The 24,541-nt window shown below is 59.9% G+C and carries 23 protein-coding genes and 1 riboswitch; of the genes, 11 read left to right on the forward strand and 12 right to left on the reverse strand.

Features of this window, described 5'->3' with window-relative positions:
• Positions 1-4: 4 nt before the first annotated feature.
• Positions 5-904 carry a transcriptional regulator GcvA gene (gene gcvA / locus LFL96_RS25195; protein WP_281003409.1) on the reverse strand — a complete coding sequence of 300 codons (900 nt, stop codon included), beginning with the start codon at positions 902-904 and terminating at the stop codon, positions 5-7.
• A 156-nt stretch (positions 905-1,060) separates the two neighbouring features.
• On the opposite strand from gcvA, the gene LFL96_RS25200 reads away from it, so the two are divergent.
• The gene (locus LFL96_RS25200) at positions 1,061-2,365 is read left to right on the forward strand and encodes an adenylosuccinate synthase (protein WP_281003410.1); all 1,305 of its coding nucleotides are present in this window, start codon (positions 1,061-1,063) and stop codon (positions 2,363-2,365) included.
• Between the two features lie 128 nt (positions 2,366-2,493).
• Complete coding sequence (locus LFL96_RS25205; protein ID WP_281003411.1) at positions 2,494-3,444, forward strand: helix-turn-helix domain-containing protein; 951 nt, start codon at positions 2,494-2,496, stop codon at positions 3,442-3,444.
• A gap of 32 nt (positions 3,445-3,476) precedes the next feature.
• Here the strand turns inward: LFL96_RS25205 and LFL96_RS25210 are convergent, their stop codons facing one another.
• From LFL96_RS25210 to LFL96_RS25220, 3 genes are all read right to left on the reverse strand, one after another.
• Positions 3,477-3,938 (reverse strand): DUF4440 domain-containing protein, encoded by a 462-nt coding sequence (locus LFL96_RS25210; RefSeq protein WP_281003412.1) that lies wholly within the window; start codon positions 3,936-3,938, stop codon positions 3,477-3,479.
• Between the two features lie 105 nt (positions 3,939-4,043).
• Positions 4,044-4,898: a DJ-1/PfpI family protein gene (locus LFL96_RS25215; RefSeq protein WP_281003860.1), complete on the reverse strand. Its 855-nt coding sequence runs from the start codon at positions 4,896-4,898 to the stop codon at positions 4,044-4,046.
• Between the two features lie 34 nt (positions 4,899-4,932).
• Positions 4,933-5,679, reverse strand: coding sequence for an SDR family oxidoreductase (locus LFL96_RS25220; RefSeq protein ID WP_281003413.1), 747 nt, complete (start codon positions 5,677-5,679; stop codon positions 4,933-4,935).
• A gap of 327 nt (positions 5,680-6,006) precedes the next feature.
• Here LFL96_RS25220 and LFL96_RS25225 point away from each other — a divergent pair, with 327 nt between their 5' ends.
• Positions 6,007-6,618 (forward strand): LysE family transporter, encoded by a 612-nt coding sequence (locus LFL96_RS25225; RefSeq protein ID WP_281003414.1) that lies wholly within the window; start codon positions 6,007-6,009, stop codon positions 6,616-6,618.
• 54 nt (positions 6,619-6,672) lie between these two features.
• Here LFL96_RS25225 and LFL96_RS25230 read toward each other — a convergent pair whose 3' ends face one another.
• Positions 6,673-7,119, reverse strand: coding sequence for an Rrf2 family transcriptional regulator (locus LFL96_RS25230; RefSeq protein ID WP_281003415.1), 447 nt, complete (start codon positions 7,117-7,119; stop codon positions 6,673-6,675).
• Positions 7,120-7,202: 83 nt separating this feature from the next.
• Here LFL96_RS25230 and LFL96_RS25235 point away from each other — a divergent pair, with 83 nt between their 5' ends.
• Positions 7,203-8,177: an alpha/beta hydrolase gene (locus LFL96_RS25235; protein ID WP_281003416.1), complete on the forward strand. Its 975-nt coding sequence runs from the start codon at positions 7,203-7,205 to the stop codon at positions 8,175-8,177.
• Between the two features lie 49 nt (positions 8,178-8,226).
• Complete coding sequence (locus LFL96_RS25240) at positions 8,227-8,787, forward strand: hypothetical protein (RefSeq protein WP_281003417.1); 561 nt, start codon at positions 8,227-8,229, stop codon at positions 8,785-8,787.
• A gap of 485 nt (positions 8,788-9,272) precedes the next feature.
• Here the strand turns inward: LFL96_RS25240 and LFL96_RS25245 are convergent, their stop codons facing one another.
• The 4 genes from LFL96_RS25245 to LFL96_RS25260 all read right to left on the reverse strand — a co-directional run bounded on the left by LFL96_RS25245 (position 9,273) and on the right by LFL96_RS25260 (position 14,191).
• A complete protein-coding gene (locus LFL96_RS25245) occupies positions 9,273-9,656 on the reverse strand; it encodes a hypothetical protein (RefSeq protein ID WP_281003418.1) in 384 nt (127 codons plus the stop codon).
• A 349-nt stretch (positions 9,657-10,005) separates the two neighbouring features.
• On the reverse strand, positions 10,006-11,196 hold the full coding sequence (locus tag LFL96_RS25250; RefSeq protein WP_281003419.1) for a PLP-dependent aminotransferase family protein: 1,191 nt from the start codon (positions 11,194-11,196) through the stop codon (positions 10,006-10,008).
• Positions 11,197-11,374: 178 nt separating this feature from the next.
• Positions 11,375-12,547, reverse strand: coding sequence for an FAD-binding oxidoreductase (locus tag LFL96_RS25255; RefSeq protein WP_281003420.1), 1,173 nt, complete (start codon positions 12,545-12,547; stop codon positions 11,375-11,377).
• Positions 12,548-12,691: 144 nt separating this feature from the next.
• Positions 12,692-14,191, reverse strand: coding sequence for an aldehyde dehydrogenase family protein (locus LFL96_RS25260; protein WP_281003421.1), 1,500 nt, complete (start codon positions 14,189-14,191; stop codon positions 12,692-12,694).
• 344 nt (positions 14,192-14,535) lie between these two features.
• Between LFL96_RS25260 and LFL96_RS25265 the strand changes: the two genes are divergently transcribed.
• The 4 genes from LFL96_RS25265 (at position 14,536) to LFL96_RS25280 (ending at position 18,990) form a co-directional block, all read left to right on the forward strand.
• Positions 14,536-14,904, forward strand: a complete 369-nt coding sequence (locus tag LFL96_RS25265) for a response regulator (RefSeq protein ID WP_281003422.1) — start codon at positions 14,536-14,538, stop codon at positions 14,902-14,904.
• Positions 14,905-15,162: 258 nt separating this feature from the next.
• The gene (locus LFL96_RS25270) at positions 15,163-15,975 is read left to right on the forward strand and encodes a 2OG-Fe(II) oxygenase (RefSeq protein ID WP_281003423.1); all 813 of its coding nucleotides are present in this window, start codon (positions 15,163-15,165) and stop codon (positions 15,973-15,975) included.
• A gap of 365 nt (positions 15,976-16,340) precedes the next feature.
• Entirely contained in the window at positions 16,341-18,341 is a 2,001-nt protein-coding gene (locus tag LFL96_RS25275) for an FUSC family protein (RefSeq protein ID WP_281003424.1), read from the forward strand.
• 277 nt (positions 18,342-18,618) lie between these two features.
• A complete protein-coding gene (locus LFL96_RS25280; protein ID WP_281003425.1) occupies positions 18,619-18,990 on the forward strand; it encodes a response regulator in 372 nt (123 codons plus the stop codon).
• Between the two features lie 125 nt (positions 18,991-19,115).
• Here the strand turns inward: LFL96_RS25280 and LFL96_RS25285 are convergent, their stop codons facing one another.
• Positions 19,116-19,847: a CbtA family protein gene (locus LFL96_RS25285; RefSeq protein WP_281003426.1), complete on the reverse strand. Its 732-nt coding sequence runs from the start codon at positions 19,845-19,847 to the stop codon at positions 19,116-19,118.
• 11 nt (positions 19,848-19,858) lie between these two features.
• Complete coding sequence (locus tag LFL96_RS25290; protein WP_281003427.1) at positions 19,859-20,080, reverse strand: CbtB domain-containing protein; 222 nt, start codon at positions 20,078-20,080, stop codon at positions 19,859-19,861.
• A 41-nt stretch (positions 20,081-20,121) separates the two neighbouring features.
• Positions 20,122-20,260: riboswitch (cobalamin riboswitch) on the reverse strand.
• Positions 20,261-20,334: 74 nt separating this feature from the next.
• On the opposite strand from LFL96_RS25290, the gene LFL96_RS25295 reads away from it, so the two are divergent.
• Positions 20,335-20,943 (forward strand): histidine phosphatase family protein, encoded by a 609-nt coding sequence (locus tag LFL96_RS25295; protein WP_281003861.1) that lies wholly within the window; start codon positions 20,335-20,337, stop codon positions 20,941-20,943.
• 31 nt (positions 20,944-20,974) lie between these two features.
• Here the strand turns inward: LFL96_RS25295 and LFL96_RS25300 are convergent, their stop codons facing one another.
• Positions 20,975-21,220: a hypothetical protein gene (locus LFL96_RS25300; RefSeq protein ID WP_281003428.1), complete on the reverse strand. Its 246-nt coding sequence runs from the start codon at positions 21,218-21,220 to the stop codon at positions 20,975-20,977.
• Positions 21,221-21,628: 408 nt separating this feature from the next.
• Between LFL96_RS25300 and LFL96_RS25305 the strand changes: the two genes are divergently transcribed.
• Complete coding sequence (locus LFL96_RS25305; RefSeq protein ID WP_281003429.1) at positions 21,629-24,427, forward strand: P-loop NTPase fold protein; 2,799 nt, start codon at positions 21,629-21,631, stop codon at positions 24,425-24,427.
• Positions 24,428-24,541 lie beyond the last annotated feature (114 nt).

A 24,541-nucleotide genomic window follows, 5' to 3' on the forward strand; every position in this document is an offset into this window, starting at 1 on the left:
CGATCTACACGCTCCGTGAAAACCGCTGCCCCAATTCCCGCAACCACGCCAGAAAAATACCAATAGCAGGATCGCCGAGCCGCGCGTGGTGCACGTAGCTGCAATACCGCCACGCGGGCAACGCGGGACCGTCGAACGGAAACACGAGACGTCCTTCTTCGACGTCGAGCGCGACCAGTGCGGTCGGCCCCATCGCGATACCGAGGCCGTCGATCGCGGCCTGCAACGTCAGATAAAAATGATCCAGCTGCTGTGAATTGCGCGGCACGAGCCGCGGCTTCCCGCACGCCGCGAGCCATTCGTCCCACAGCCCGGGATAAGTCGCCGTGTGCAGCAGCGTGTGATGCGCGAGGTCCGACACGCGACGTAGCGGATGAACCTCCAGCACCTTCGGCGAGCACACCGGCAACCGCACTTCCGACAGGAACTCGCTGACCACATACCCCGCCGCCTTCTGCTCGCTGCCGCGAATCGCCACGTCGCATTCCTCGCGCAGTTTTTCAATCGGCTCGTCCGATGTCGTCAGCCGGACTTCCACTGCCGGGTTGGTCAACTGAAAACTGGACAGTTGCGGCAGCAACCAGCGCAACGCAAAAGTGGTCGGCGCATTGACCCGGATGATCTGCTGGCGCGTGACGCGCAACTGTTCGTCGGTGGCGAGCGCGATGCGGTCGAGCGCCGCCGATATCTCCGACAGATACACGCGCCCTTGCGCAGTCAACGCGACGCGCCTGCCACGACGCTCGAACAGATCGCGGCCGAGCCACGCCTCCAGCTGCCCCACCTGCCGGCTGACGGCGCCATGCGTCACGCAAAGTTCATCGGCGGCGGCCGAAAAACTTTCGAACCTGGCGGCGGCTTCGAATGCGCGCAACGCGTTCAACGGCGGCAGGCGACGCGGCATGCTGCAATTCCTATGTGAGTTTTGCTGACAAATAAGTTGAGTTTATATCGATTTTCGTGATCGTGCCGAGCCTCTATATTGACCACGTTTCGCGGCGGATCGGGTTCACGATCTGTTCGATTTTGTCACCAGGGTTCAACGCATCAGGGAGTCGGTATGTCGAATGTTGTCGTGGTTGGCGCGCAGTGGGGCGACGAGGGCAAGGGCCGCATCGTGGATTGGCTCGCCGAGAAGGCGGACATCGTCGCCCGCTACAACGGCGGCCACAATGCGGGGCACACGCTTGTCGTGAACGGTCAGACCTACAAGCTCGCGCTGTTGCCCAGCGGAATCGTGCGCGGCAAGCTCGCGTTGATCGGCAATGGCGTCGCTGTCGACCCCGAGGCGCTGCTGGCGGAGATCGACCGCATGAGCGCGCTAGGCGTGCGCATTACGCCGGATGTATTGCAGATTGCCGAAACGGCCACGCTCGTGCTGCCGATCCATCGTGCGATCGACGCTGCTCAGGAACGCCTGCGCGCCAAACCGCTCGGCACCACGTTGCGCGGCATCGGTCCGGCGTACGAAGACAAGGTCGGCCGCCGAGGCTTGCGAATCTGCGATCTGGCCGAGCCCGAACTGCTCGCGCAAAAACTCGACGTGCTGCTCGAACATCACAATGCCTGGTTTCGCGGACTCGGTCTCGAACCGTTCGAGCGTGAACCGCTGTTGAATGCATTGCTCGACCTCGCACCGAGAATCCTGCCGTTCATGGGACGCGTCTGGGAACAACTCGACGCAGCCCATGCCTCGGGCAAACGCACGGTATTCGAAGGCTCGCAAGCGGTGATGCTCGACGTGGACTGGGGCAGCTATCCGTATGTGACGTCGTCGAGCACCGTGGCTGCCGGCGCGGCCAGCGGCACCGGCATCGCGCCGTCGCGCCTCGGGCAGGTACTGGGTGTGAGCAAGGTCTACGCGACGCGTGTCGGCGAAGGACCGTTCACCTCCGAGGTGGACGGCACGCTCGGCGACGTACTGCGCCAACGCGGCGGCGAATATGGCGTCAACACCGGCCGGCCGCGCCGCTGCGGCTGGCTCGATACCGTGCAATTGCGTCAGAGCTGCAAGGTCGCCGGCATCGATCTGCTGGCGCTGACCAAACTGGACGTGCTCGACGGTTTCGATTCGATCTATGTGTGCGTCGCTTATGAACTCGACGGCCGGCGGATCGATTACATGCCGTCCACGTATGCGGAGCAGCAGCGTCTGAAGCCGGTGCTCGAACGCTTTGATGGTTGGGAAGGCTCGACGCGGGGCATTCGTTCGTATGACGCGCTGCCCGCCCAGGCCGTCGCGCTGATCGAGGCGATTCAGCGGGAAACGGGGGTGACGGTGTCGATGGTGACGACGGGGCCTGAGCGCGATGAGGCCATTGTGCTGCAGTCGCCGTTCGGTGAAACGGATCATGTGGCGCGCTGAGCTGTCCATTGTTCTGCTGCATCCGGAACGGCTTCGATGATACAAACGAGCCGTTAAGCAGCAATGGCGCGATTTGAGGGTTTTATTTAAACTACGTCACCACCCCTGAGTGACCGGTTAAGTAGCTCATGACACATCGCGTTGGATTCTTCGTTTGTCACGGCCACGATGCGCTCGATCTGGCCGGACCGCTTTCGGCTTTCAATCAGGTGGCCGCAGCCGCCGGCCGCTCGCCTTATGCCCTTCATGTGATCTCGCAACCGGGCGGCCCGGTTATCGGCAATACGGGCCTGCCGATCGAGACGAAGCCCGTCGGTAGACGTACTTTCGACACCGTTATCTTCGTCGGCGGCACTATCGCGCCGATGCAAACGGCGGAAAACGTCATGGCTGCCACGCGACTGGCCGCCAGAACCTCGCGGGTCGCAAGCGTGTGCACCGGCGCGTTTCTGCTGGCGGAAACCGGCATGCTGGAAGGACGCAGAGCCACCACGCATTGGCAGTACACCGCGCAATTGCAAGCGCGTTTTCCCCGCATCAAGGTTGTCGGCGACAGCATCTACACAATGGATGGGCACGTCTGGACGTCGGCAGGCATTGCCGCGGGCATCGATCTGGCGCTCGCCATGATCGAACGGGATATGGGCTCGGACGTCGCGCGGACCATCGCCAGATTTCTGGTCGTGCCGTATCGTCGGCCGGGCGGTCAGTCGCAGTTCTCCGCGATGTCGCAAATGGAACCCGAGTCGGACCGTATCCGCATCGCGCTGAATTTCGCGCGGGAGCATCTGACTGAAGCACTGCCGGTCGAGCGACTGGCGGAAGCCGCGAGTTTGAGTCTGCGTCAATTCGGCCGCGCATTTCGGCGGGAAACCGGTGAAACGCCGGCGAAGGCAGTCGAGCGCTTGCGCGTCGAAGCCGCGCGATTGCGCCTTCAGGACGGCAGCGAGCCCATCGAACAGATCGCGCTCGCCGTGGGATTCACCGATCCGGAGCGGATGCGCCGAGCTTTCGTCAAACTGCACGGACATCCGCCGCAATCGATCCGGCGCGCGAGTCGATTGAACGGCGAGCGGTAACCGAATGAATGACCTCGACGCACCGATGTGTTTCAGTTGCTCGAGCTACTCCACATGTCCCGGTGCAGTTTCCACACGCCACCCTGCTTCACGAAGATCAGGATCTGCTTGCCGCGGAATTTGACGTTGCCACGCTGATCGCGTATTTCGGCATCCGAGACTTCCGTCATGGCCTTGCCGTCGCCATAGAATTCTTCGTTGCTGAAGGACAAGATATCAGGCGTGGTTTCAGTGTGCCCCTTCGTGAAGTACTCGGTAATTGCGTTAGCGCCAATGATTCTCTCGCCACCGGGCGGCAAAAGCGCACCGTCTTCCGTGTACAGGCGTCCGATCGCCTTATAGTCGCCTCGGCCAAAGGCTTCTGCCCATCGCGTGTTTTCGGCCTTGATCGCCACTTCGAGCGAATGCTGGCCATGAGTACTCGCCGAAACGTCGAACGCTGCAAGAGAGAGACACACTGCCAATGCAGCAACGTAAAGATGATTTCGTCGCATTCAATGATTTCCAGTCGTCAATGGTGACGCGAAAGACAGAGCGCCACACCTGCTTGCTGCAGGTGCGGCAGATACTGTCCTGTCAGTCGCGGTTCTTTTTCGAAGTTACCGAACGCCAGGCAACGCAGCGAGTCCTTTGGTCGCACCGGGCAATTTCTCTTCGACCATTGCCAGGATTGCGGGCGGCGCACTTCTCGGATGACCGGAGTGGTACGGCGGATCCGGATCGTATTCGATCAGGAGTTGCGCGAATTCCGCACTTTGCGCGCCTCTCAATCTGGCGGCGACACGCAGCGCGAAGTCGATCCCCGAGGTCACACCGCCGCCGCTCATGAAGCGGCCATTGTCGTCCTCGACGAAACGGTCGGGAACGGGAATCGCGCCATACAGCGCCAGCTTGTTGACGAAGGCCCAATGGCAGGCGCTGCGCTTGCCGTTGAGCACACCCGCTGCGGCGAGTGCGAGCGATCCTGTGCAAACCGATGTGATGAACTTCGCGCTCTCGGATAAGCGACGAATCTGCGCAAGATACTCCGGCCGCATGGCCGCCCTCATGTCGGCGCCGCCGGGCACCAGAATGAGGTCGGCCTTGGCGATATCCGCCAGCCGCTCGGTCTTGCCGTACACGACGCCAAATTCGAGCGTCACGGGACCGCCATCGACACTCGCATAGCGAACGGTCGTGTTAGGTATGCGGTGGAATACCTCGCTCGGGCCGGCAAAGTCGAGCAGCGTCCCGCCGGGATAGACGGCGATGACGATGTTGAGCGGATCGTTCGGCGACAGCAGCGGCGCGCTGTCCGTGTCCGCTAAAGCGGGTGTGTTGTGGCCAAGCAGTACGCCGCCGCCGAGGATGGCGCCGAGCGTAGCGATGCTTCCCAGTTTCAATACGTCGCGGCGCGAACGGACTACGTCGGCTGATCGCCCTTCGGCGGGATGATTTTCGGTGTCGTGTGTCATTGTGATGTGTTCCTGTGAAACGCGAGACGATGGCTTAAAGCTGCGAAGCGCCGCCATCGACGACCAGTTCGGTGCCGACGACATAGGAAGATTCATCGCTGGCGAGATAGAGCGCGGCGTTGGCGATGTCTTCCGCCTTGCCCAGATGCCCCACTGGAATAGCCGTGGCGAACTCGGCTTTACGGCTGCGAACCCACTCGTCGGGCATGCCCCATTTGCTCATCAGTGGCGTGTCGATTGCGCCGGGGGCGATCGCATTGAAACGGATCTTGCGGTCCAGAAATTCGTAGGACCAACTGCGGGCAAGCGACCGGACGGCGGCTTTTGCCGCCGCTGTCAACGAGATGCCGTGCGCGCCGGTCTGCGCGACGAAAGACGTATTCAGAATGACCGATGCGCCCTCGCGCAAATGCGGTAGCGTCGCCTGGATCGTGTGCACGACGCCCTTGACGTTGATGTCCATGATGTCGTCGTACAGCGCGTCGTCGATGTCGTTGAGTGCGGACGGGAAAGCGCGGCCGGCATTGGCGAATACGACGTCCAGGCCACCGAACTTCTCTTTTATCTCCGCCGCGATAACCTTCATATCGTCGAGAGAACGGACATCGCCTTTGAAAGCGAGCGCGTTTTCGCCGAGTTCAATCCTCGTGCGCTCCAATGCGGCGGCATCACGCCCTGTCACCGCTACCCGCGCGCCTTCCGCGATGAAAAGCCTGGCGGTCGCGAGACCTATTCCGCTCGTACCGCCGGTGATTAAAGCCGTTTTGTTCTTCAATCTCATCTCGTGTTCCTTTTTTGCGTCGCGATTGATCGAGTGGCAGGCCCCAAAGCGCAAACGCTTCGAGGCACTGCTTTTAGCCCGATGTCGCCGGCAATTATGGAAGGGGGAGCTAATGGCGCAAAGGTCTTATAACCCTCAAAAAACGCCATTGAAAAAAAGACGGCTTTTTTACGAGTAACGCGTGGCGAGAAAGAACGTCTTGAACGTCACTGAACACATCGAGCAAGCCGCGCGCGGCGCGTTCGCGAGACAGCAACGACAACGCCGGCAAAGATCCGTTTAATCGTGGACAATCACACGGGATCAATGTGCTCAACGGGAACCACCATGGACTATGTGACGACTTTGCTGACGCTGGCTGGTGTATTGCTACTGAGTGTGGCAAGTCCCGGACCTAACTTCGTCATCGTCACGTCGACGGCCGTCGCGTCGCGGCGTGCCGGCGTGGCGACCAGCATCGGGCTGGCCGCCGCTTCCGCCACATGGGCATTGATTGCGACTGCGGGACTAGGTCTGGTGCTCTCGCACGTGAGCTGGATCGACACCGTGCTCAGAACGGCGGGCGCAATCTATCTGATCTGGCTTGGCGTCAAGATGATCGTGACGGCGCGTCGGCCATTGGTTGTCGAGAACAAAGCCGTTACGTCCGATTGGAATGCCGCGAAGAAAGGCTATTTCGTCAGCATGACGAGCCCGAAGTCGATGGCGTTCTATGGCAGCGTGTTCGCCCTTCTCGTCCCCCCTCATGCGCCGATGTGGTTCGGGGTAACGCTCGTGGCGCTTGCCGCAGCTATTTCATTGAGCTGGTACGGCGGCCTTGCATTGCTCGCATCGCAACCTGCTGTCAGCCGTCTGCTGGTTCGTCGCAAAGCCACACTTGAAGCGACGGCAGGCGTGGCGCTGGTGGCACTAGGCGGTCGTATGCTTGCTTCGCGGTGATCGTCGATTGAGTCGTTCAGGTGTGACGGGAGAAGTATTGCGTCGTGAGCGTTCTCATTCGGCCTTCTTTTTCGGCTTGCGTTGCCTCGACGACGTGACGTCGCGCGCGATCTCCGAGAGTCGCGTCTCTCCCAGTAATTCAAGTAAAGTTTTTTCCGCTGCATCCAGCGCCGCGCCGATATGGCGGTTCACCGCCGCTTCCACCGGGCAAGTGCGATTGTCGTCCGCAACGCTGATGACAAATGGCTCGGCGTGGCCGATCGCCTCATAGACGTTTCTTACCGTGAGGTCGCCTAGATCGCATGCAAGCGCCCAACCTCCGCCAGGCCCACCTGTTGAATTGACATACCCCGCTTCGCGCAATGCCGCCATCGTTCGGCGAACGAAGGCAGGGTTCGTGTGCAACATCAGCGCGATTGTTTCCGACGTGGTGGCGCCGCCACGAAGATGCATGTGGATGAGAACGTGCAGAAGTCGAGCCAGTCGAGTATCGCGTTGCATGATCGGGAATATTGTAAATGTGCAACTTTTGATGTTACGCTATCTCCGCGTTTCCGTGCACAATCATTTTCGCCAGGGCAACCATGACCGCTTACCGCCAAACATTCATCGAAGCCAATGGCTTACGCCTGCATGTCGCTGAAGAGGGCAAGGGGCCATTGGTGCTGCTTTGTCACGGTTTTCCCGAGACTTCGCATGCGTGGCGTCATCAGCTGGCGGCGCTGGCTCGCGCCGGCTTCCATGCGGTGGCGCCCGATTTGCGCGGCTATGGGTCGAGCGAATGTCCAACGGAAATCGAGTGCTATACGGTGCTCGATGTCGTCGGCGATCTGGTAGCGCTCGTCGATATGCTTGGCGCGCGCGACGCGGTCATCGTGGGAAACGACTGGGGCGCTTCGATTGCGTGGCAAGCTGCGCAGCTTCGGCCTGATCGCTTTCGCGCCGTCGCCGCGCTCGGCGTGCCGATGATGGGCCGCGCGCCAATGGCGCCGAGCCGGCTTTTTCCGCAGAACGAGCAGGCGTGGTTCTATACGCACTACTTTTCCGAGCCCGGATTGGCCGAAGCGGAGTTCGAGCGAGACGTTGCGGCTACTTTGCGCAAGATCTATTTTTCGGCATCGGGCGATGTCGGCGTACGTGACGCGACTACGCCCAATCCATTCGGCTTCGTGCCGCGAAATGGTGGACTACTCGATTCGCTGATTGATCCACCTGCGCTGCCGGCCTGGCTCACGCCTGTCGATTTCGAGAGGTTCGTGAAGGCCTTCAGCGAGAGCGGCTTCCGCGGCGGTCTGAACTACTACCGTAATCTCGGTCGCAATTGGGAATTGCAGGCTGCAATGGAAGGGCGGCTGGTCGAGGTACCTGCGCTATACCTCGTTGGCGAGCGTGACACTGGGCTAGCGATGCCGGGTATGCGTGAAATCATCGATAGCATGCCGAGGATCGTGCCGAGGCTTTCGGCTTCTCGAGTCGTACCGGAAGTGGGGCACTGGTTGCAGCAGGAGGCGCCGGAGGTTGTTAGCGAGGCGTTGATCCGGTTTTTGCGCGATCTTTGAAGTACATTGCGCGGCGATTGAACTGCACTTGAACTATGGACGTTGATCGATGTTATTCGGCTTGAAATCCGAGTTTGCGATAGAGGCTATGATCGAGCCAGGTCTTGCTCGTCCATCCGCCGTCTATGGGCGAATGCAAGTATGGTGCGCTGGTACTTCGATAGGCGACTTTAGCAACCCTTATTGCTCGTTGTATCCGGCCTATCTGGGTTTCAAGCAGCTTCTGACGACAATTCCCAATCTCTGGCTTGACGAGTTTGAAGGCCTGACAGATGAACACTTGACGGACCTACTGGACAGGCTGCTGTATGCAGCAAGAGGCGATCAACTGATTGAAGACGAGCGAACTGTCAAACAGTGCAAGGGCGATTGGGAAAAATATAGAAGCTTCAATTTCCTGACCAATTGGGGAGAGCAGTTTGATCGCGAAGGCAAAGCATTCGTCTTCTATCCGCCTGGACAACCGATGAAAGTACTCATTCGATCAGGGGAAACGAGGCATATTCTGTCTTTGCGAGCGTCCGCGTCCATCGTTATCGAGGCAATCCGTCTATTCCTGCAATGGTTCGAAGTTTCGGCGACATCGCTGTTAGAGCAAGATTCGAGCTAATTCAATTTATCTTTCTGGTTCCTCGAACTCCGCTCGACGGCTTGCGGTGCAGGGCCGCCAGATCACGAGCGATTTCTTTCAGTGCAGGATGGTCGGGCCAGGATAGTGCGGCAGCATCTATACCCCGCCTGGCAAAAAATTCAGCATCGACCTGGACGGCGACCGGCAGCAAGCGATCTATGACATATACGATTCACATGAATCTCTATGGCACCTGAGGGATAACGTAATGGGGATTCACGCATTTCGGGAACACAGTAGACACCTTGTCCTCACGAAGGACTTGCGAAAAAACCGGAAGGACAGCGCTATTCCATGTCTCCAGAATCGGTTGTATTAGACGATCCGTCTTTCCGAGGGCGTTCAATAGGTCGCCCAGATTCGCGTTGCTATCGCTTTTGAACATCGCCAGCGGCGAGACTTTTACAGCATCTGCAATTTGGTCGAGCGTGGTGGATATGACAGACACTAACGTCACGGCTGCATTAGTCTTCGTCCTCGACCCAGAGACACCCTGACTGCAAGACACCGATTACGAGGACGCCCACATCGAACGTCGCGTCGGTAACTGGACACCAATTGTTGGTGAAGTATCGAGCTTGAGCGCCGAACTGTTCGAAAAATTTCCCCGTCAATTGTTTCGCCTGAGCCGCCGTCATGATCTCAACGCTGTACGCCTGGTCGCGATGCAGCACCTCTGCAACAAAAGAATGCGCTGTACGCTCATCGATTTCGCGATAGCAGACGTCGTCACCGCGCAGATCGAACGCTTTCGCTACAACTGCGGGCGTCGGTGCCGAGTACGGCAAAATTCCACAACGCACTTCGCCGCAATCACGCAACCGTTTGATGTCTTCATTGATTCCCACAACAGTCCTTTTTCGGCCCACAGAAATTGTCGATGGTCTGCGTCCGGCCTGTCTACTGGCCAAGGGTCGCCGGATACTGTCAGCGCATATCGCCCCGCCCCGTTTGACGAGATATTTCTCTTGCCACTGCTGTTCTCTATCACGGTTGTTCTTCCGATGCTGAGGGATCGTTCACTGGCAACAAACCCGCGACATCAAACATACCAAAGGTGACGCAAAAACCTATCTGATCCACCTAAATAAAAACGTGCTCCCGCCGAACAACTGATGCATGGGGCTGTCAGTGCCATCCCAGCAAGCAATATCTCTAAACGACATCTTATTGCCAGTCCCGACACCGCGTTGCCCCTCACCCCATCGCCGCCCCCATCCTCCCCACCCCCACCTCAATCTCCTCCACTCCCGGCGCGGCAAACGACAACCTCAGCGCCGCCGGATCGACCTTGTCCTTATAGAACGCGGCACCCGGCACGAACATCACATTCTTCTCGATACAAGCCCGCAAATAATCCGCCGCATTCTCATCGGACTTCAATCGCGCCCACACAAACATCCCACCGGCTGGCCGATGAAACGCAACATGCTCCGGCATCTGCGTCTCCAATGCATCGCACAACGCGCGGCATTTCCTCGCATAAGCATCGACGATTCGCGGCAGATGCCGCTCCAAAGAACCCTGTGCCAGATATTCCGCGGCAATCGCCTGCGTCCACGGCGAACTGCACAGATCGACCGTTTGTTTAGCCACCACGCAACGCCGCAAAATCTCCGCATGCGCAATCATCCAGCCCACTCGCAACCCCGGCGCGACGATCTTCGACAAACTCGAAAAATGCACCACCCAGTCACGCGAGCCCGGCACCTGATCGCTCAACGCGAGCAATGACGGCAACGCCGCGCCATCGAAACGCAGATCACCGTACGGATCGTCCTCGACGATCAGAAACCGGTAACGCGCCGCCAACTCCAGCAACGCCTTGCGACGTTCGAGCGACAACGTCGCGCCCGTCGGATTCGCGAATGTCGGCACCGTATACAACAACTTCGGCACACGCGGCAGCGTACCCGCGTCGAGTAGCGCGGCAAGCGTCGCGACGTCGAGCCCATCGTGATCGACAGGCAGCGTCACCACGTCCGCCCCTTGCAGCTTGAGCGCCTGCAAAGTCGCGGGATACGCGGGTTGCTCGACCAGCACCACGTCCCCCGCCGCAACCATCACGCGCAACAGCAGATCGAACCCCTGCTGCGAACCCGTCGTCACGAGCAGATCCTGCGCCGCGCACGGCGTGCCCCGGCGCGTCATCAAACTGGCGAGCTGATCCTTGAGGACGGCAAGACCATCGGTCGGTCCGTATTGCAGACACGCGGTGGTCTGTTGGGATGCCCGCGCCGCGGCTGCATCCAGGCCTTCGCGATCGAAGAGATCGGTGGCCGGATAACCGCCGGCAAACGAGATCATGCCGGGCTGCGCGAGGTATTTGAACAGCTCGCGAATCGGCGAACCGGTGGGCGCTTCGAATGCGGGAGTAAAGGCGAACATGGTGACGAGCCGTTGAATGCATCGGTCGATGAGTCAACTCATTGTCGACCCATCGACCTGTGCGTGATTCGGTAGTAGAACGGCGTCGATTGTGCGCACCGCCGACGCAGGCGGCAAACGATATCTACGCACTACGTATTGCGTTTTCCGCATCATCCCGGCGCAATCGACCGAGCGATCACACCACGTTCTTTTCCACGATCGGCCGGTTCTCCAGCACGCGGGTGAAGCTCAGCGAACCGAGATCGAGCGACGTATAACGCCCGTGCAAGATCAACTCGCTGATACCACGCCCCGTCGCCGGACCTTGCTGCAAACCGTGACCGCTAAAACCATTGGCGAAAATGCAGTTATCGACATCCGGGTGATAGCCGATGATCGCGTTCTGATCCAGCACGTTGTATTCGTAATAGCCAGACCAGCAATTCTGCACACGCAGCGCTTCGAATTGCGGCACGCGGTGCGCGAGCGTCGGCCAGATCACGTCGTCGAACAACGCGTGATCGACTTCGTCGAGCGGCAGATCGTCGGGATCGTTCTCCGGCGAAGGCGACGTGCCGCAAATAAACGAGCGACCCTCGGGACGAAAATACACGCCACTCGGGTCGATCAGCAACGGACACCGTTCCAGTTGCCCCGGCGACGTGACATTGAAAATACTGCGCCGACGCGCGAACACCGGAATGTCGATGCCGACCATCTCCGCGACGCGGCGCGACCACGCGCCTGCCGCGTTCACCACGACATCGCACGGATAGATCTCGCCGCTCGCGGTGCGCACCTGCGTGACGCGTTTGCCGTCGCGATCGATCGCGGTGACGTCGTCGGCCACATAACGCGCGCCGAGCGCCTGCGCTTTCTTGCGCAGCGCCTGCACCAGGCCATAGCCGTCGAACCAGCCCTCGCCGCTTTCGCCATACGCACCCGCCACGAGATCTTCGGTGTTGAGCCACGGAAAGCGCGTCTGCAACGCGGCAGCATCGAGCAAACTGATATCGGCGCCGAGACTTTTTTGCAGCGCGTGATTCTCGCGCAGCGTCGCTTCACCCGCGGGCGTCGCGAGAAACAGATAGCCGCCTTCGTGCAGATCGATCGAAGGCTGTGCGCCATTCACTTCGAGCCGCTCGCCGATGGAGCGCAGAAACTCGATGCCGAACAGCGACATCTGAATGGACAAGGGCGTGGAGAATTGCTGACGGATCGACGCCGCGGAAAGCGCCGAGGAAGATCTTGCGTAAGTCGGATCGCGCTCGATCACCGTTACCCCGACTGTCGGATCGGACAGCCGCAAGAAATACGCGATCGAACTGCCGATCACCCCACCGCCGACGATCACGACTTTGGCACTCACGTCTCACTCCACGAGTAGCGTCGCCGCTCGACTACGCCGGGCGGCGCAAACGGATTACTGAAGCATGGCTGAAGCCTGCGTACGAAAAGCGGCGCACGATGCGCCGCTTTTCCTGATCAACTACACGTACACACCCGTGCGCAATCAACCGATATTGAAGTCGATACCCTGCGCAAGCGGCAATGCCGACGAATAGTTGACCGTGTTGGTCGCGCGGCGCATATAGGCCTTCCACGCGTCCGAACCCGATTCGCGGCCGCCGCCGGTTTCCTTCTCGCCGCCGAACGCACCGCCGATTTCCGCGCCGCTCGGTCCGATGTTGACGTTCGCGATGCCGCAATCGCTGCCCGCGTCGGACAGGAAGCGTTCAGCTTCGCGCAGATCGGTAGTGAACACGCACGACGACAAGCCATGCACCGCCGCGTTATTCGCTTCGACCGCTTCCGCGAAATCGGTGTAACGCAGCACGTAGAGAATCGGCGCGAAGGTTTCCTTCAGCACCACGTCGGTTTGCGACGGCATCTCGACGATGGCCGGACGCACGTAGTACCCGTTCTCGTAACCGGCCACCTCGACGCGCTCGCCGCCGAACACCTTGCCACCCTCGGCCGTGGCCTGCTGCAACGCTTCCTGCATGCGGCCATACGATTGCTTGTCGATCAGCGGCCCCATCAGCGTGCCCTTTTCGAGCGGATTGCCGATCGGCACCTTTGCGTAAAGTTGCTTCAGACGTTCGATGGTCTTGTCGTACACGCTGTCATGCACGAACAACCGGCGCAGCGACGTGCAACGCTGGCCCGCCGTGCCGACGGCCGAGAACAGGATGCCGCGCATCGCGAGCTCATGATCCGCCGTTTGCGTGACGATGCCCGCGTTGTTGCCGCCGAGTTCGAGCAGCGAGCGGCCGAAACGCTTCGCGACTTCCACGCCGACCGTGCGGCCCATTTCGGTGCTGCCCGTCGCGCTGACGATCGACGCGCGCGGGTCGGCCACCAGTTTCGCGCCGACGTCGCGGCCGCCGTTGATCAACGCGGTCAGCCCGGCCGGCGCGTCGCCGAATTCCTGCAGCGCTTCGCTCAGGATCTGATTGACGGCGAGCGCGGTGAGCGGCGTCTTTTCCGACGGCTTCCAGATCACCGCGTTGCCGCAGACCAGCGCGAGCGCCGCATTCCACGACCACACCGCCGCCGGAAAATTGAACGCGGAAATCACCACGCAAGTCCCCATGGGATGCCACGTTTCCGCCATACGATGCCCCGGACGCTCCGATGCGATCGTCAGGCCGTAGAGCTGACGCGACAGGCCGACCGCGAAATCGCAGATGTCGATCATTTCCTGCACTTCGCCGAGACCTTCCTGGAGGATCTTGCCGGTCTCGAGCGTGATGATGCTGCCGAGCGCCTGCTTCTTTTCGCGCAGACGGTTGCCGAGCAGACGCACCAGTTCGCCGCGACGCGGCGCGGGCACATTGCGCCACGCGGTGTACGCGTCTTTTGCCTGGGCAAGCGCCGTGTCCACTTCCGCCACCGTGTTGCTGGCCACGCGGCCGATGAGATTGCCGGTAATCGGTGAATGAACTGCAATGTCGCCGGCTTGCGCCGCGTGGGCGATGCCGAGGTCGGCGAGGATGGTGGAAGCGTCCATGAGAATCCCTTTAATTTCCGATACGAAACAAGAGTAAGTTCGGAAACTATACACGCGGGTTTTTGTGGCGGCAACACTATTTACGGCGCCCGGCGCGCGGAAAAACCCGCATTGGCTTGTCAGGCATGGCACACGGACGGGATAAGCGAATGTCGCGCAGGCCGCGTGGCGCCTGAATTCCCCACATCGAGAGGCACGCGGCGACATCGCAATCGTTTCTTATTGGAAATTCGTCGTGCATCGCACACGATTGCGGGCACAGCGTTTGCTTAATAGCGCGGCCTCGACGGCGCGAGCGGCGCCACGACAACCCACAACACACGAATATTTCAGGCAGAAGCACTATGAGTCGCGTTTTACTGGTGGACGACCAACCCGAGGCTTTATCCGCGCTACGCGCCGTGCTGGTCGGCCGTGGCTACACGGTCGCCACGGCAGCGGACGGCGCCGAGGCTTTCGAACGGCTGCAGCGCACGCGCGTCAGCGCGGTAGTGTGCGATTGGCGCATGCCGAAAATGAACGGCGCCGAGCTGATCGAATCGATGCGGGCGACGCGCGAACTGGCCTCCGTGCCGGTCATTTTGACAAGCGGCAGTGGCGAAACGCCTTCGCTGCCGGTGAAGGGCTTCCTGAGAAAACCGTTCGCGCTGGATAAGCTGCTGTCGCTGCTGGCCGAATGCGAAAACGGCGCGGCGGCCCCGGCTGCGTGCTGAGTGACGAATCGGTCGACACACGCTTCGCTTTGCTTCGTTTCGCTTTGATCCACCTCACTCCGATTCAGATCGCCTTTGCGCAATCCACACCGCGCGACGAACCTGCCTCGCCGCGGAGCATGACGCACAGACACGGGGCACGCATGCTCATCGCAGTCATCGCAGTCATCGAATAAGAGAGCAAGAGTTGGAGTGCGCGGCTTCGCTTACGTACTTAAACTCCGTCATCACTCGATGATTGCCGCACGGAGAGCACTGATGAATACGATAGCGAGAGCCCCGCGCTCGCGAGAGATGGCGTTGCCGTTGGAATTCGAACGCACCGAAGCCACTGCCACTTCCGCTGCCACGACATCCCCCCAAGGTTCGATCGAACAGCGCATCGACACGCTCGACTGGTTCGCCGTCGAGGAAGCATTGAATGGCTACGGCTGCGCGATGTTGCGCAATCTGCTTAGCGCGCAGGAATGCGACGCGCTGACCGCGCTGTATCCGCGCGACGATTTGTACCGTAGCCGCGTCGTGATGGCGCGGCATGGATTCGGCCGCGGCGAATACAAGTACTTTGCGTATCCGCTGCCCGCGTTGATCGCTGATCTGCGCGGCGCACTCTATCCGAAGCTCGCGCCGGTAGCCAACCGCTGGAACGAGGCGATGGGCATCGGCGTGCGCTATCCGGCCGCGCACACGGAATTTATCGAGCGCTGTCATGCCGTCGGCCAGACGCGTCCGACCCCGCTGATCCTCCAGTACGCGACCGACGACTACAACTGCCTGCATCAGGATCTCTACGGCGAGCACGTGTTTCCGCTGCAAGCGGCGATTCTGCTGTCCGAGCCGGACGTCGATTTCACCGGCGGCGAGTTCGTGATGACGGAGCAGCGTCCGAGGATGCAATCGCGCGCGGAGGTCGTACCGCTGCGCAAGGGCGACGCCGTGGTGTTCGCCGTGCATCATCGCCCGGTGCAGGGAACGCGCGGCACCTACCGCGTGAATCTCCGACACGGCGTAAGCCGTCTGCGCTCGGGACACCGCCATACGGTCGGCGTGATTTTCCACGACGCGAGTTAGGGCGATCGCCCATTCAAGGCCGGTGATTCGATTCAGCCCTTGCCTCGGACCGCTGAATCGAATCGCCAACACAAGCCGCAGCGCGACGTGCGGCACCCTGCTGCGCCGCCGCAAAAATTCGACAAGCCTGATTTTGTCCAGGTATCATCCGGGAAAACCCGAATCCACCCGCGACGTCGCGCCACCCCTTGCGATGTCTCCGGTGTGGCCATTCGCGCGTTATCGCCCATCGTCGGATGGGTTGCGATGCCGGTGATCCCGGTGCCGCAATCCCGCTCGACGAGTTGAAGGTGGCGGGCCTCTCGCCCGCCCCGCCGCAATCGGTCACAAGCCGGTCGCGGCTTTTAGCCTGGATATCATCGATCATGATTGCTGCCGCGTTTTCACGCGTCGCCGACCGCCTGCTCGCCGCGGACCCGGGACTCGTGCGACTCCACACCGCGCTACGCGTTGCGCTCGCCTGCCTGTTCACCGGCGTCGTCAGCATCGCGTGGACCGTCTCCCACCATCAACCGATCACACTCGCCGCGCCCGGCATCCTCTTCGCGATGGTCGCGCCGCTGTTCCTGCGCGACGCGCGCCGCGCCGCCTGGTTCGGCACGCTCCTGCGTCTTTATCTCTGCGCGTGCCTGTGCTTCGCCGCGGCGAGCGCACTCAGCCGCTATCCGTTGGCCGGCGACGCGGGCTTTCTCGTCGTGATGTTCGCCGGCATGCTTTGCCAGGCCTGCGGCCCGCGCGCGCTCGGTTGCGCGATGCTCGGCGTAGTGTGCTTCTATCTGGGTCTGTATCTGCATCCCTCGACGATGCAGGTCGCGCAGTCGCTGCTGCTGTCCCTTGCCGGTCCGGTGACGGTGACGCTGGTGGGTCGCGTGCTGGTGCCGACGCGGGTCGCCGCCAGTTTCCGGCTGGCGGTTCACACGGTGACCTTGCGCGCCACACGTGTACTGCACGCGCCGGATCTCGCGAACCTGTCGTCGTTGAACGAAGCGGCGCTGTCGCTGGAAGAACAGCTCGCGTTGCTGAATCCGTCGAATGCGGAGACGGTGCGCGAACGAATCGTCGAGGTGGAGGTGGCCGCCGGGCAGCATGCGTTTGCTTCGGAACCCGACACGGGCTCGGTTGTTGCAGATGCAACGAACGCGACGAATACGAAGAGCACGACGAACGCCCCCCACGCGCAAGCATTGCGCCACGCGATCGCGCGGCTCAAGGAGATCGCGCATCGCCCTGCGATTCAACCCGCCGCGCCGCCCGATGCACGCCCCAACGGCATCGCACCCATGGCCGCGCGTTTCGCCGATCTGCGCGCCAAACTCTGCTGGCTTCCCGCGACGCGTGCCACGACCGCCGCGTTTCTCGCGATGCTGATCGGCCACTCGCTTTCACCCGAGCGCTGGTTCTGGGCGGTCATCACCACCTTCGTCGTGTTCCTCGGCACACGCTCGCGCGCCGACACCGTGTATCGCGGCGCGCAGCGGCTGGCGGGGACGCTGGCCGGCGCGCTCGTCAGCGTGCTGCTGGTCGCGCCCTTGCATGGGTCGCCGATGTGGCTGGTCGCCGCGATGGTGTTGTGCGTATTCGGCTGGGCGTATTTCATTCTGAGCGCATACGCGCCGGGCGTGTTCTTCATCACCGTGCTGGTCGGGCTTGTGTACGGCGAGTTGGGTTTTGCGATGGGACCGCTGGCCGAGTTGCGGATCGAGGAAGTGCTGGTGGGCTGCCTCGTATCGTTCGCCGTCGCGATGTTGATGATGCCGCTGGCGGCGACGCGCCACGTCGAAGCGAAACTGGGCGCCGTGCTTGGCGCGCTGCGCGAGGTGGTGCTGGCTAAGGATTCGAATACGTTCACGTCGAACGAAGCGGCCTCGGCGATGCGCAAGCTCGATCGTAGCTGGCACGATCTGCGCATCGCGTTGAAGCCGTTGCAGACGCAACGTGTGGTCGTGTGGAATCCCGATGTCGAACTGGCGACCGGTTCGCTGCTGTGCTGCCTGCATTGGGCACGGGTATTGAGCGACGCGGCGCGTGATGAAAATACGCGCTCGATGCCGGAAGGAACGATGCTCGATCGCGCAGATTTCGCTTCGGCCGCTGCGCACAGAGAATCGATCGTCGTGCGGCTGGATACGTTGATCGCGCGATATCAAGGCAGCATTGCGCGTGCTTCGCGCGCTGAAAGTGAACGACAACGCGAGAATCGCTCCACGCATAGTGCCGCCGCGCTCGATGCCGGCAAAGACGCGACATCAGGTCCGGCATGGGCTCAACTCGACGGCGCCGTCGCCCAATTGTTCGATCGCTTGACACGCCCCGCTGCGACGACGCGGCGCGTGTTCAACTGGGCGCTCCGTGGCCGGAGTGCGTGAAATAGTCTGAGCCCGGAACGACGTCACATTCCTAACCCGCGCATTTCCCGACCCACGCCTTGCTCCGGCACCTACGCCAACATTCATCGGGAACAGGTTTTGCAATCGGCGTATGTGACACGCATACGCGGTTTCCGCCTGGCTGCTGATCCGGTCGAACTGAATGGCAACGAAACCTGTTCTCGGGCTGTCCAATTGCAGGTAGCCCGGCGGCGCGTGTATTTTGAAGTCGGTGTCGCGTAAGAAATGCGAGATCTGGTTGCGGAACGGGGTTGGTATGACAAGCGTCTTATTGGTGGATGATGACGTCGAAGCGCTCGCGGCATGGCGCGCGGTATGCGAGGCAGATGGGTACGACGTCCGGAGCGCGACGAATGGGCGAGACGCGCTGGCAAGCTTTGCCGGCTCTCCCGTCGACATCGTGGTTGCAGACTGGCGCATGCCCATCATGTCGGGCAGCGAGTTGTGTCACCAGTTACGCACCGCGCCGGGACTCGCCGACGTCGCATTCGTTCTGGTCTCGGGAGAGCCGAGCCCGCCGGCGTTCGTGAGTTACGACGCGTTTCTGCGCAAGCCCGTGGAAGGTGCCGAGCTTCTCACGACCATGCGCCGACTGCTGATGGACAAGGTCGGGCACCGGTCGCGATAGACGTCACGTCGTCGCTTCAGTTATCCCCAGTTTTTGTTCGCAAGCCTGTGGATAACCTTCCCACAACCGCGGCAACCGCTTGATCCAATTACCTTATCAAGCGGTGCGCGCGGTATGCCACCTGCCTAGATCGCCGCGCGCCGGACCGGCCGCACGAAAGCGCTGCGCTCGACCAGCGCGCCGAACAACAGTCCGATCGTGGTCCACATAATGACCTGCATGCCGATCGCCGCTACGCGGAATTTCCACAGCAGCACGGCGGGGAAGGCCGCGGGCACTTCGTTGATCACCGGCATCGACAGCTGCACGGCCGCGATAATCGCGACGAACAGCACGCCTGCCACGATCGATCCATTCCATGCGCCGAGCTGCACGGCCAGACGTCGACGCACTTTCAGCGAGAACACCATCGCCGCGACGGAAATCGCGATCATCAGAAAGAACAACCCGGTGCGCATGCCGATCGTTTCGGGGTCACCGACCGATGGCGGATTCGCCGGATACTTGATGTTCGGCACGATCACCAGTGCGATGAACGCCGCGAGCGCGAGCCAGGCGGACAGAGCCCGCGCACTCGCCGCGCCGACCCGGCCATACGCATACGCGAACACCAGCGAGAACAGCCCGCCCACTGCCGCGCCGTACGTCACCACGCCGGTGAGCAGACCCAAACCGGCCTGGGTCTCGCGGCTCACGATTTCCGGTTCGGGCGCTTCGCCTTTAGCGGCATCGGCTTTCTCCTCGAAGGAGATCGCCTGATCGACCTGCGGTTCGCCGACCACGCGGGCGAAACCGAACGTGAGCAATCCCGCGGCGATGCCTGCGAGCATCCCGCGTACCAACAATTTACCGACCATGTTCGACTCCGTTAGTGGCAGGGAAAGCCGAGCAGATGGCGGCCGTCGTGCACGAACTCATGGACGTACATGCCGGGCACGAGCGACGTGGCGCCCTCTTCCGCACCCACGAAGTAAATGGCGAGCAACAGCAGCAGGCCGCCGAACACGATCCACGGCAGCAATTCGCGCAACGGAATCGGCGTGGGTTGCGCAACGGGCGCATTGGCGGAATCGAATACAGCTTGGGTCATGAATGACATCTCCTGGGGTAACGCGCCCCGATAGTCGATAGCAAAGGGAGTGCGCAAAGCTCGGGTCTGGCTGTTGGCAGAAGAAGCCAATTACAGTGGCGCGACCGCGCCGGGTTCTCACCGGCTTCCGTGCTTCGCAACGCCGCTATTCTACGCGCTAAACTTTCGCGTTCGATAACCGGTAAGTGCGTGCGCCGCATGGGCGCTGGGCGCTGGGCGCTGGGCATCGATGTAGCTTCGAGGGATTCAACGGAATGGACATTCGGCTTTTATTGATCAGTCACGCGTCGACCGCCGCGATGCGCGCGGGCCGTTTCCCCGGCGATGTGTCGTTCGACTCGCTCGATCAGCGCAGCATTGCCGAAATCGATGCCACACGTGCGCATCTTTCGATTCCGGGTGATGCCAGCGCGTTGGTCAGCCCGGCGCTCTGCGCACGTGCAACGGCGCAGGCGCTGAAGCTCGCGGCAATCGTCGATGCCAATCTGGCCGATGTGAATTACGGTGCGTGGCAGGGTCGGCGTCTCGCCGATCTGCTGACCGAAGCGCCGCAAGAACTCGGGGCATGGATGCATGATCCCGACGCCAAGCCTCATGGCGGTGAGTCGTTCAGCCAACTCGTCAAGCGCGTGGGCGCGTGGCTCGATTCGCTCAGCGATCCGGCAAGCCAACGGACGCTCGACGATAAGAACAAGCTTCGTACTATCGTCGCGGTCACTCACGCGCCGGTCATGCGGGCGGCGATCGTCGTGGCGCTCGGTGCTGCTGCGCAGGTGTTCCCGCGCATCGAGATCGCGCCGCTGTCGATCATCGAATTGCGCTGCTCGCGGCGAGGCTGGACGTGGTGGCCGGCAGTCGGCTAGCGGCGACGCGTTGGCCCCCCCCTCGTCCCCGCTATCGCCCTTTCCCGCGAGGCTTGAATTCCAGTTCAGGTGGTGCGATGTCGGGGTGCGCTTCGTAGAGCGGTTCGAGAGCCAGAACATACACCTGGTCGAGTAGTTGACCCATTGCCCGACGAAACGCTTTGAATTCGTCGGCAGGGCAGCTTTCTTGCACCAGAATAATCGCGTCGTTAATTGCTCCACTGACGCCGAGAAACCGGTTGCTCAGATCTGATGCAATCTCAGGATTTTTGATCATGACGTTCCTTTAACATCCGTTGTCCGCGATGCATTTGTTTTTGCATCTAAAAAAGGGGATTCCAGTTCCACCTCGTGTCGGAAGCTCCGTTTCCGTGCAGTAGTCGATGCACTTTTGATATACCTTGCGGCATCGGTTGGTCGTCGCGCACTTTACAAATCCCGGGTCCGAATCTCCGTTGGTTGCAAACAGTTGCGCATACAACACCGCGCGCTTTGATTGACCATTCTGGTCGGGCATAAAAATTGGAAAACGAACCTGTTCCTGCGTTACTATCTTTCGTCGCCATATTTGGCATCCGCGACGCTATTTGGATCAGTATGGCTAAACAACTTGCAACGATAGATTAAAGTGTCCGGCATCAATAACAGACCCGGTGCCCAAACATATTTTATCTGAGAGAGTGTGATGACTCGAACACCGACCCTTCTTCTGGATGAGCCATCGAACGTCGATGACTTGGGCGGAGCACACGCAAGGATTGCAACGACGATATCGAAGCTCGTCCTGACATCCCCTGGCGGGCAAACAATTAGGCTCGACGGCACGTGGGGAGCCGGAAAATCGACCGTCGTGAAGATCGTCGCCGAGCAGTTGGAGCATTCTGCCCCCAAAAAGCCTGGCAAAGAGGTATTGCAATCGCCTGACGTCGCAGTTTTCCAGTACGACGCGTGGGTGCACGTCGGCGATCCGCTTCGTCGTGCATTTCTATCAGCGCTTGTACAAAAACTCACTGAACGAAAATGGTTAGAAAATTCCGATGGCACGGCGAGTGAGTCTCTCTGGACGAAAAGGCTAGATCAACTGAGTCGACGGCTCAAAACAACGTCTCGGAAGACAACCCCATTCTTCTCCAACTCCGCCAAGGTAATTTTGTCGGCGCTTGCGGCGCTAGGCATTGCTGCACCGATGTTGGCGGAGCTCGAAAAACGTCTAATCGAACCGCTCGGAGTTGCACCACTTCTGGCCTCGACTGCGCTGACAGGCTTCGTAGCTTTCGCATTGTTTCATCTGCTTTCCAACGAAGCCATGGGCTTTATCATCCGACGCAATTCGGATGAGGAAGCTGTCGAAGTTCGGGACGACCCGGAGCCGACTTCCATCGAGTTCCAAGATGCGTTCGGTGAACTGATGCAGGTCATCCTTGAGCAAGACAACCGTCGCCTCGTCATAGTCATAGACAATCTCGACCGCATTGACCAAGCCGATACGAAAGCAGTGTGGGCACTTCTCCGTTCGTTCCTCGACAATCCCCAGTTCAAATCACATGAGTGGCTCCGTCGATTATGGGTGCTCATACCAGTGGCGGACGAAGGGCGAGTGCTTCAGTCATCCACGCCTGCCTCGGCTGTATCAGCGAAAGACCCTGCTCCGTCATCGTTCCTCGAAAAGGTTTTCCAGCTACGATTTTCCTTGCCGCCACCGATGCTTCATTCGTGGAAAAACTACTTTAACGGAAAGCTGGTGCAGGCATTCGGGGAAGACTTGCTTGGTGATTACGATGAAATTTTGCGGCTCTATGAAGAGCTACCGCTCTCGGCTAGTCTGACTCCCCGAGCAATCGTGTCGTTTGTCAACGAACTTGTCTTGTTAAAGATTGAGTGGTCCGACAAAGTATCCCTATCCAGTCTGGCGGCGTACCTTCTCTCGAAGGAAAAGCTCCTCGCGGACAGTTGTGTTCCGCCGACGGAGGTAACTCGAATTCTTCGCGAAGAGTCTCTAGCCGATACGTTCGCCATGCTGCACCATCATGCATCAACGAAAGAGGAGGCTTCCTACATTTCTGTTCGTCCAAGGCTTGAAGCCGCTCTGGACAATGGAGACAGCGAAGCGTTAAGTCGGCTGTTTCAGGAAAGCCCTGCTTTCCAATTCGTTCTCGACCGATATATTCGGCAGGACCTAAGTGCTCTCCAGGGGCAACAGGAACGCTTGCTGCAAGCTGTAAGGGCGATTTGCCCCTTGGCAATAGCGGAAGACGGTACGCAGCTCAAGCACAAACCGCTGACGGCGGGAACGATGCTTCATTTTCGTCAGGTGGCCTTGTCGACCATGGCTGCTTCAAAAAGCTTGCGGTTGCTCAATGAAAATCTTGTGTCTGGTCTACAAGCCCTACTGGACATCTCGTCGTCTCGCGAACAGACGGCTATGCTGATTGTCGAGATGCTCAGAAACATCGTTGCAACTGCGGATGACCAACCAGACCCATTAACTAAGCAAATTGCTGTGGCGTGGGAAGCATGGACCTCTTCGCTTGGTGGCGTACTTTCAATATCGGAGGTGCACTCAGCAATAACAGCGGAAGGGGCGGAGCAGATTGCGTTGCCGGTTGGTGCCGAACTGTGGGCTCGACTCTGCCAAGAGACCAGGCACACTGAGCGTTCTTGGATTTTGACTTGCTGTACGTGTAGAGGTGGCGAAGACGCGAAACTGACTTGGCTTAGGACTCGATTCGAATCCGAAAAGATGGAAACTGCTGCGGTCGCACTCCTTAAGCAAGCTATGGAAACAGGAGAGGAACACTTCTTCGACGCTATCGCTGAAGGCATCGTTAAGAAACAAGTCCACGCCTATAAGATTTCTTCCTGGGGAAGCGACGACTATTTAATACCATCCCTCGCGGCATTGTTTAGTCTCGACCGTTTGCGCTTAAAGCCATACCTGCGTAGGCTAGTCGATAGTGGTGAGTTGTTCAGAGTGTTCGGCACGTCGACTCCAACAAGCGATTGGAAGTCGGCCGTGCTAATTTATTTTATAGTATTCGCGACCGACGGCATGCTGAAGACTGAGATAACGGCCTTTCTCGGCGGAAAGGAGTCCGTTGATGGTCTGCAATTTGTGACGCGGCTGGTCGAAGGAAAGATTGGGCTAAATACCGATCAAGTTCGAAACTTTGTGGAGGTGCTCGACACCCTTGCAGTCTACGAAGTGCTGCAGTTGTTAGCGACAGGTTGGGGTAACAAGGGGCTGATAACCTCCCTTGTGCCAGCACTAGCTTTAAGCGAGCGATTTATTTATTACATCCGTGCACAGGGTGACTTCAAAACCGAGTTGATAGCCTTTGCGAACAAGTACGTGATCGATCCACAGTTACGTCATCAGTTTGTCGAATCGGCGCTTTCGACCGAAGAATCAACGGCCGCACAAAAATCATTTGGCGACGAGAGCATCTTAATCGAACGGTTGCGGGAAGTGCAGATTCCCGCGTGAGAACCCGAGGTGACAAGCAGCCCATTCACCTACGCGACTAGCGGTGATGGGGAGCTTTTCCATACCGGAGCACGTCACTTGTTGGCGAACACCGTGAACCGAGCATAGGCCTTA

The organism is Paraburkholderia sp. D15 (assembly GCF_029910215.1).
Classification (GTDB): Bacteria; Pseudomonadota; Gammaproteobacteria; order Burkholderiales; family Burkholderiaceae; genus Paraburkholderia.

Excerpts from the sequence above, each read along its gene's own strand:
- LFL96_RS25250 (WP_281003419.1), bottom strand. The coding sequence starts at position 11,196 with ATGTTCGCCTTTACTCCCGCATTCGAAGCGCCCACCGGTTCGCCGATT.
- LFL96_RS25225 (WP_281003414.1), top strand. The coding sequence starts at position 6,007 with ATGGACTATGTGACGACTTTGCTGACGCTGGCTGGTGTATTGCTACTG.
- LFL96_RS25210 (WP_281003412.1), bottom strand. The coding sequence starts at position 3,938 with ATGCGACGAAATCATCTTTACGTTGCTGCATTGGCAGTGTGTCTCTCT.
- LFL96_RS25260 (WP_281003421.1), bottom strand. The coding sequence starts at position 14,191 with ATGGACGCTTCCACCATCCTCGCCGACCTCGGCATCGCCCACGCGGCG.
- LFL96_RS25230 (WP_281003415.1), bottom strand. The coding sequence starts at position 7,119 with ATGCAACGCGATACTCGACTGGCTCGACTTCTGCACGTTCTCATCCAC.
- gcvA (WP_281003409.1), bottom strand. The coding sequence starts at position 904 with ATGCCGCGTCGCCTGCCGCCGTTGAACGCGTTGCGCGCATTCGAAGCC.
- LFL96_RS25285 (WP_281003426.1), bottom strand. The coding sequence starts at position 19,847 with ATGGTCGGTAAATTGTTGGTACGCGGGATGCTCGCAGGCATCGCCGCG.
- LFL96_RS25265 (WP_281003422.1), top strand. The coding sequence starts at position 14,536 with ATGAGTCGCGTTTTACTGGTGGACGACCAACCCGAGGCTTTATCCGCG.
- LFL96_RS25200 (WP_281003410.1), top strand. The coding sequence starts at position 1,061 with ATGTCGAATGTTGTCGTGGTTGGCGCGCAGTGGGGCGACGAGGGCAAG.
- LFL96_RS25305 (WP_281003429.1), top strand. The coding sequence starts at position 21,629 with ATGACTCGAACACCGACCCTTCTTCTGGATGAGCCATCGAACGTCGAT.
- LFL96_RS25300 (WP_281003428.1), bottom strand. The coding sequence starts at position 21,220 with ATGATCAAAAATCCTGAGATTGCATCAGATCTGAGCAACCGGTTTCTC.
- LFL96_RS25295 (WP_281003861.1), top strand. The coding sequence starts at position 20,335 with ATGGACATTCGGCTTTTATTGATCAGTCACGCGTCGACCGCCGCGATG.
- LFL96_RS25215 (WP_281003860.1), bottom strand. The coding sequence starts at position 4,898 with ATGACACACGACACCGAAAATCATCCCGCCGAAGGGCGATCAGCCGAC.
- LFL96_RS25220 (WP_281003413.1), bottom strand. The coding sequence starts at position 5,679 with ATGAGATTGAAGAACAAAACGGCTTTAATCACCGGCGGTACGAGCGGA.
- LFL96_RS25280 (WP_281003425.1), top strand. The coding sequence starts at position 18,619 with ATGACAAGCGTCTTATTGGTGGATGATGACGTCGAAGCGCTCGCGGCA.
- LFL96_RS25205 (WP_281003411.1), top strand. The coding sequence starts at position 2,494 with ATGACACATCGCGTTGGATTCTTCGTTTGTCACGGCCACGATGCGCTC.
- LFL96_RS25275 (WP_281003424.1), top strand. The coding sequence starts at position 16,341 with ATGATTGCTGCCGCGTTTTCACGCGTCGCCGACCGCCTGCTCGCCGCG.
- LFL96_RS25290 (WP_281003427.1), bottom strand. The coding sequence starts at position 20,080 with ATGACCCAAGCTGTATTCGATTCCGCCAATGCGCCCGTTGCGCAACCC.
- LFL96_RS25270 (WP_281003423.1), top strand. The coding sequence starts at position 15,163 with ATGAATACGATAGCGAGAGCCCCGCGCTCGCGAGAGATGGCGTTGCCG.
- LFL96_RS25235 (WP_281003416.1), top strand. The coding sequence starts at position 7,203 with ATGACCGCTTACCGCCAAACATTCATCGAAGCCAATGGCTTACGCCTG.
- LFL96_RS25240 (WP_281003417.1), top strand. The coding sequence starts at position 8,227 with ATGTTATTCGGCTTGAAATCCGAGTTTGCGATAGAGGCTATGATCGAG.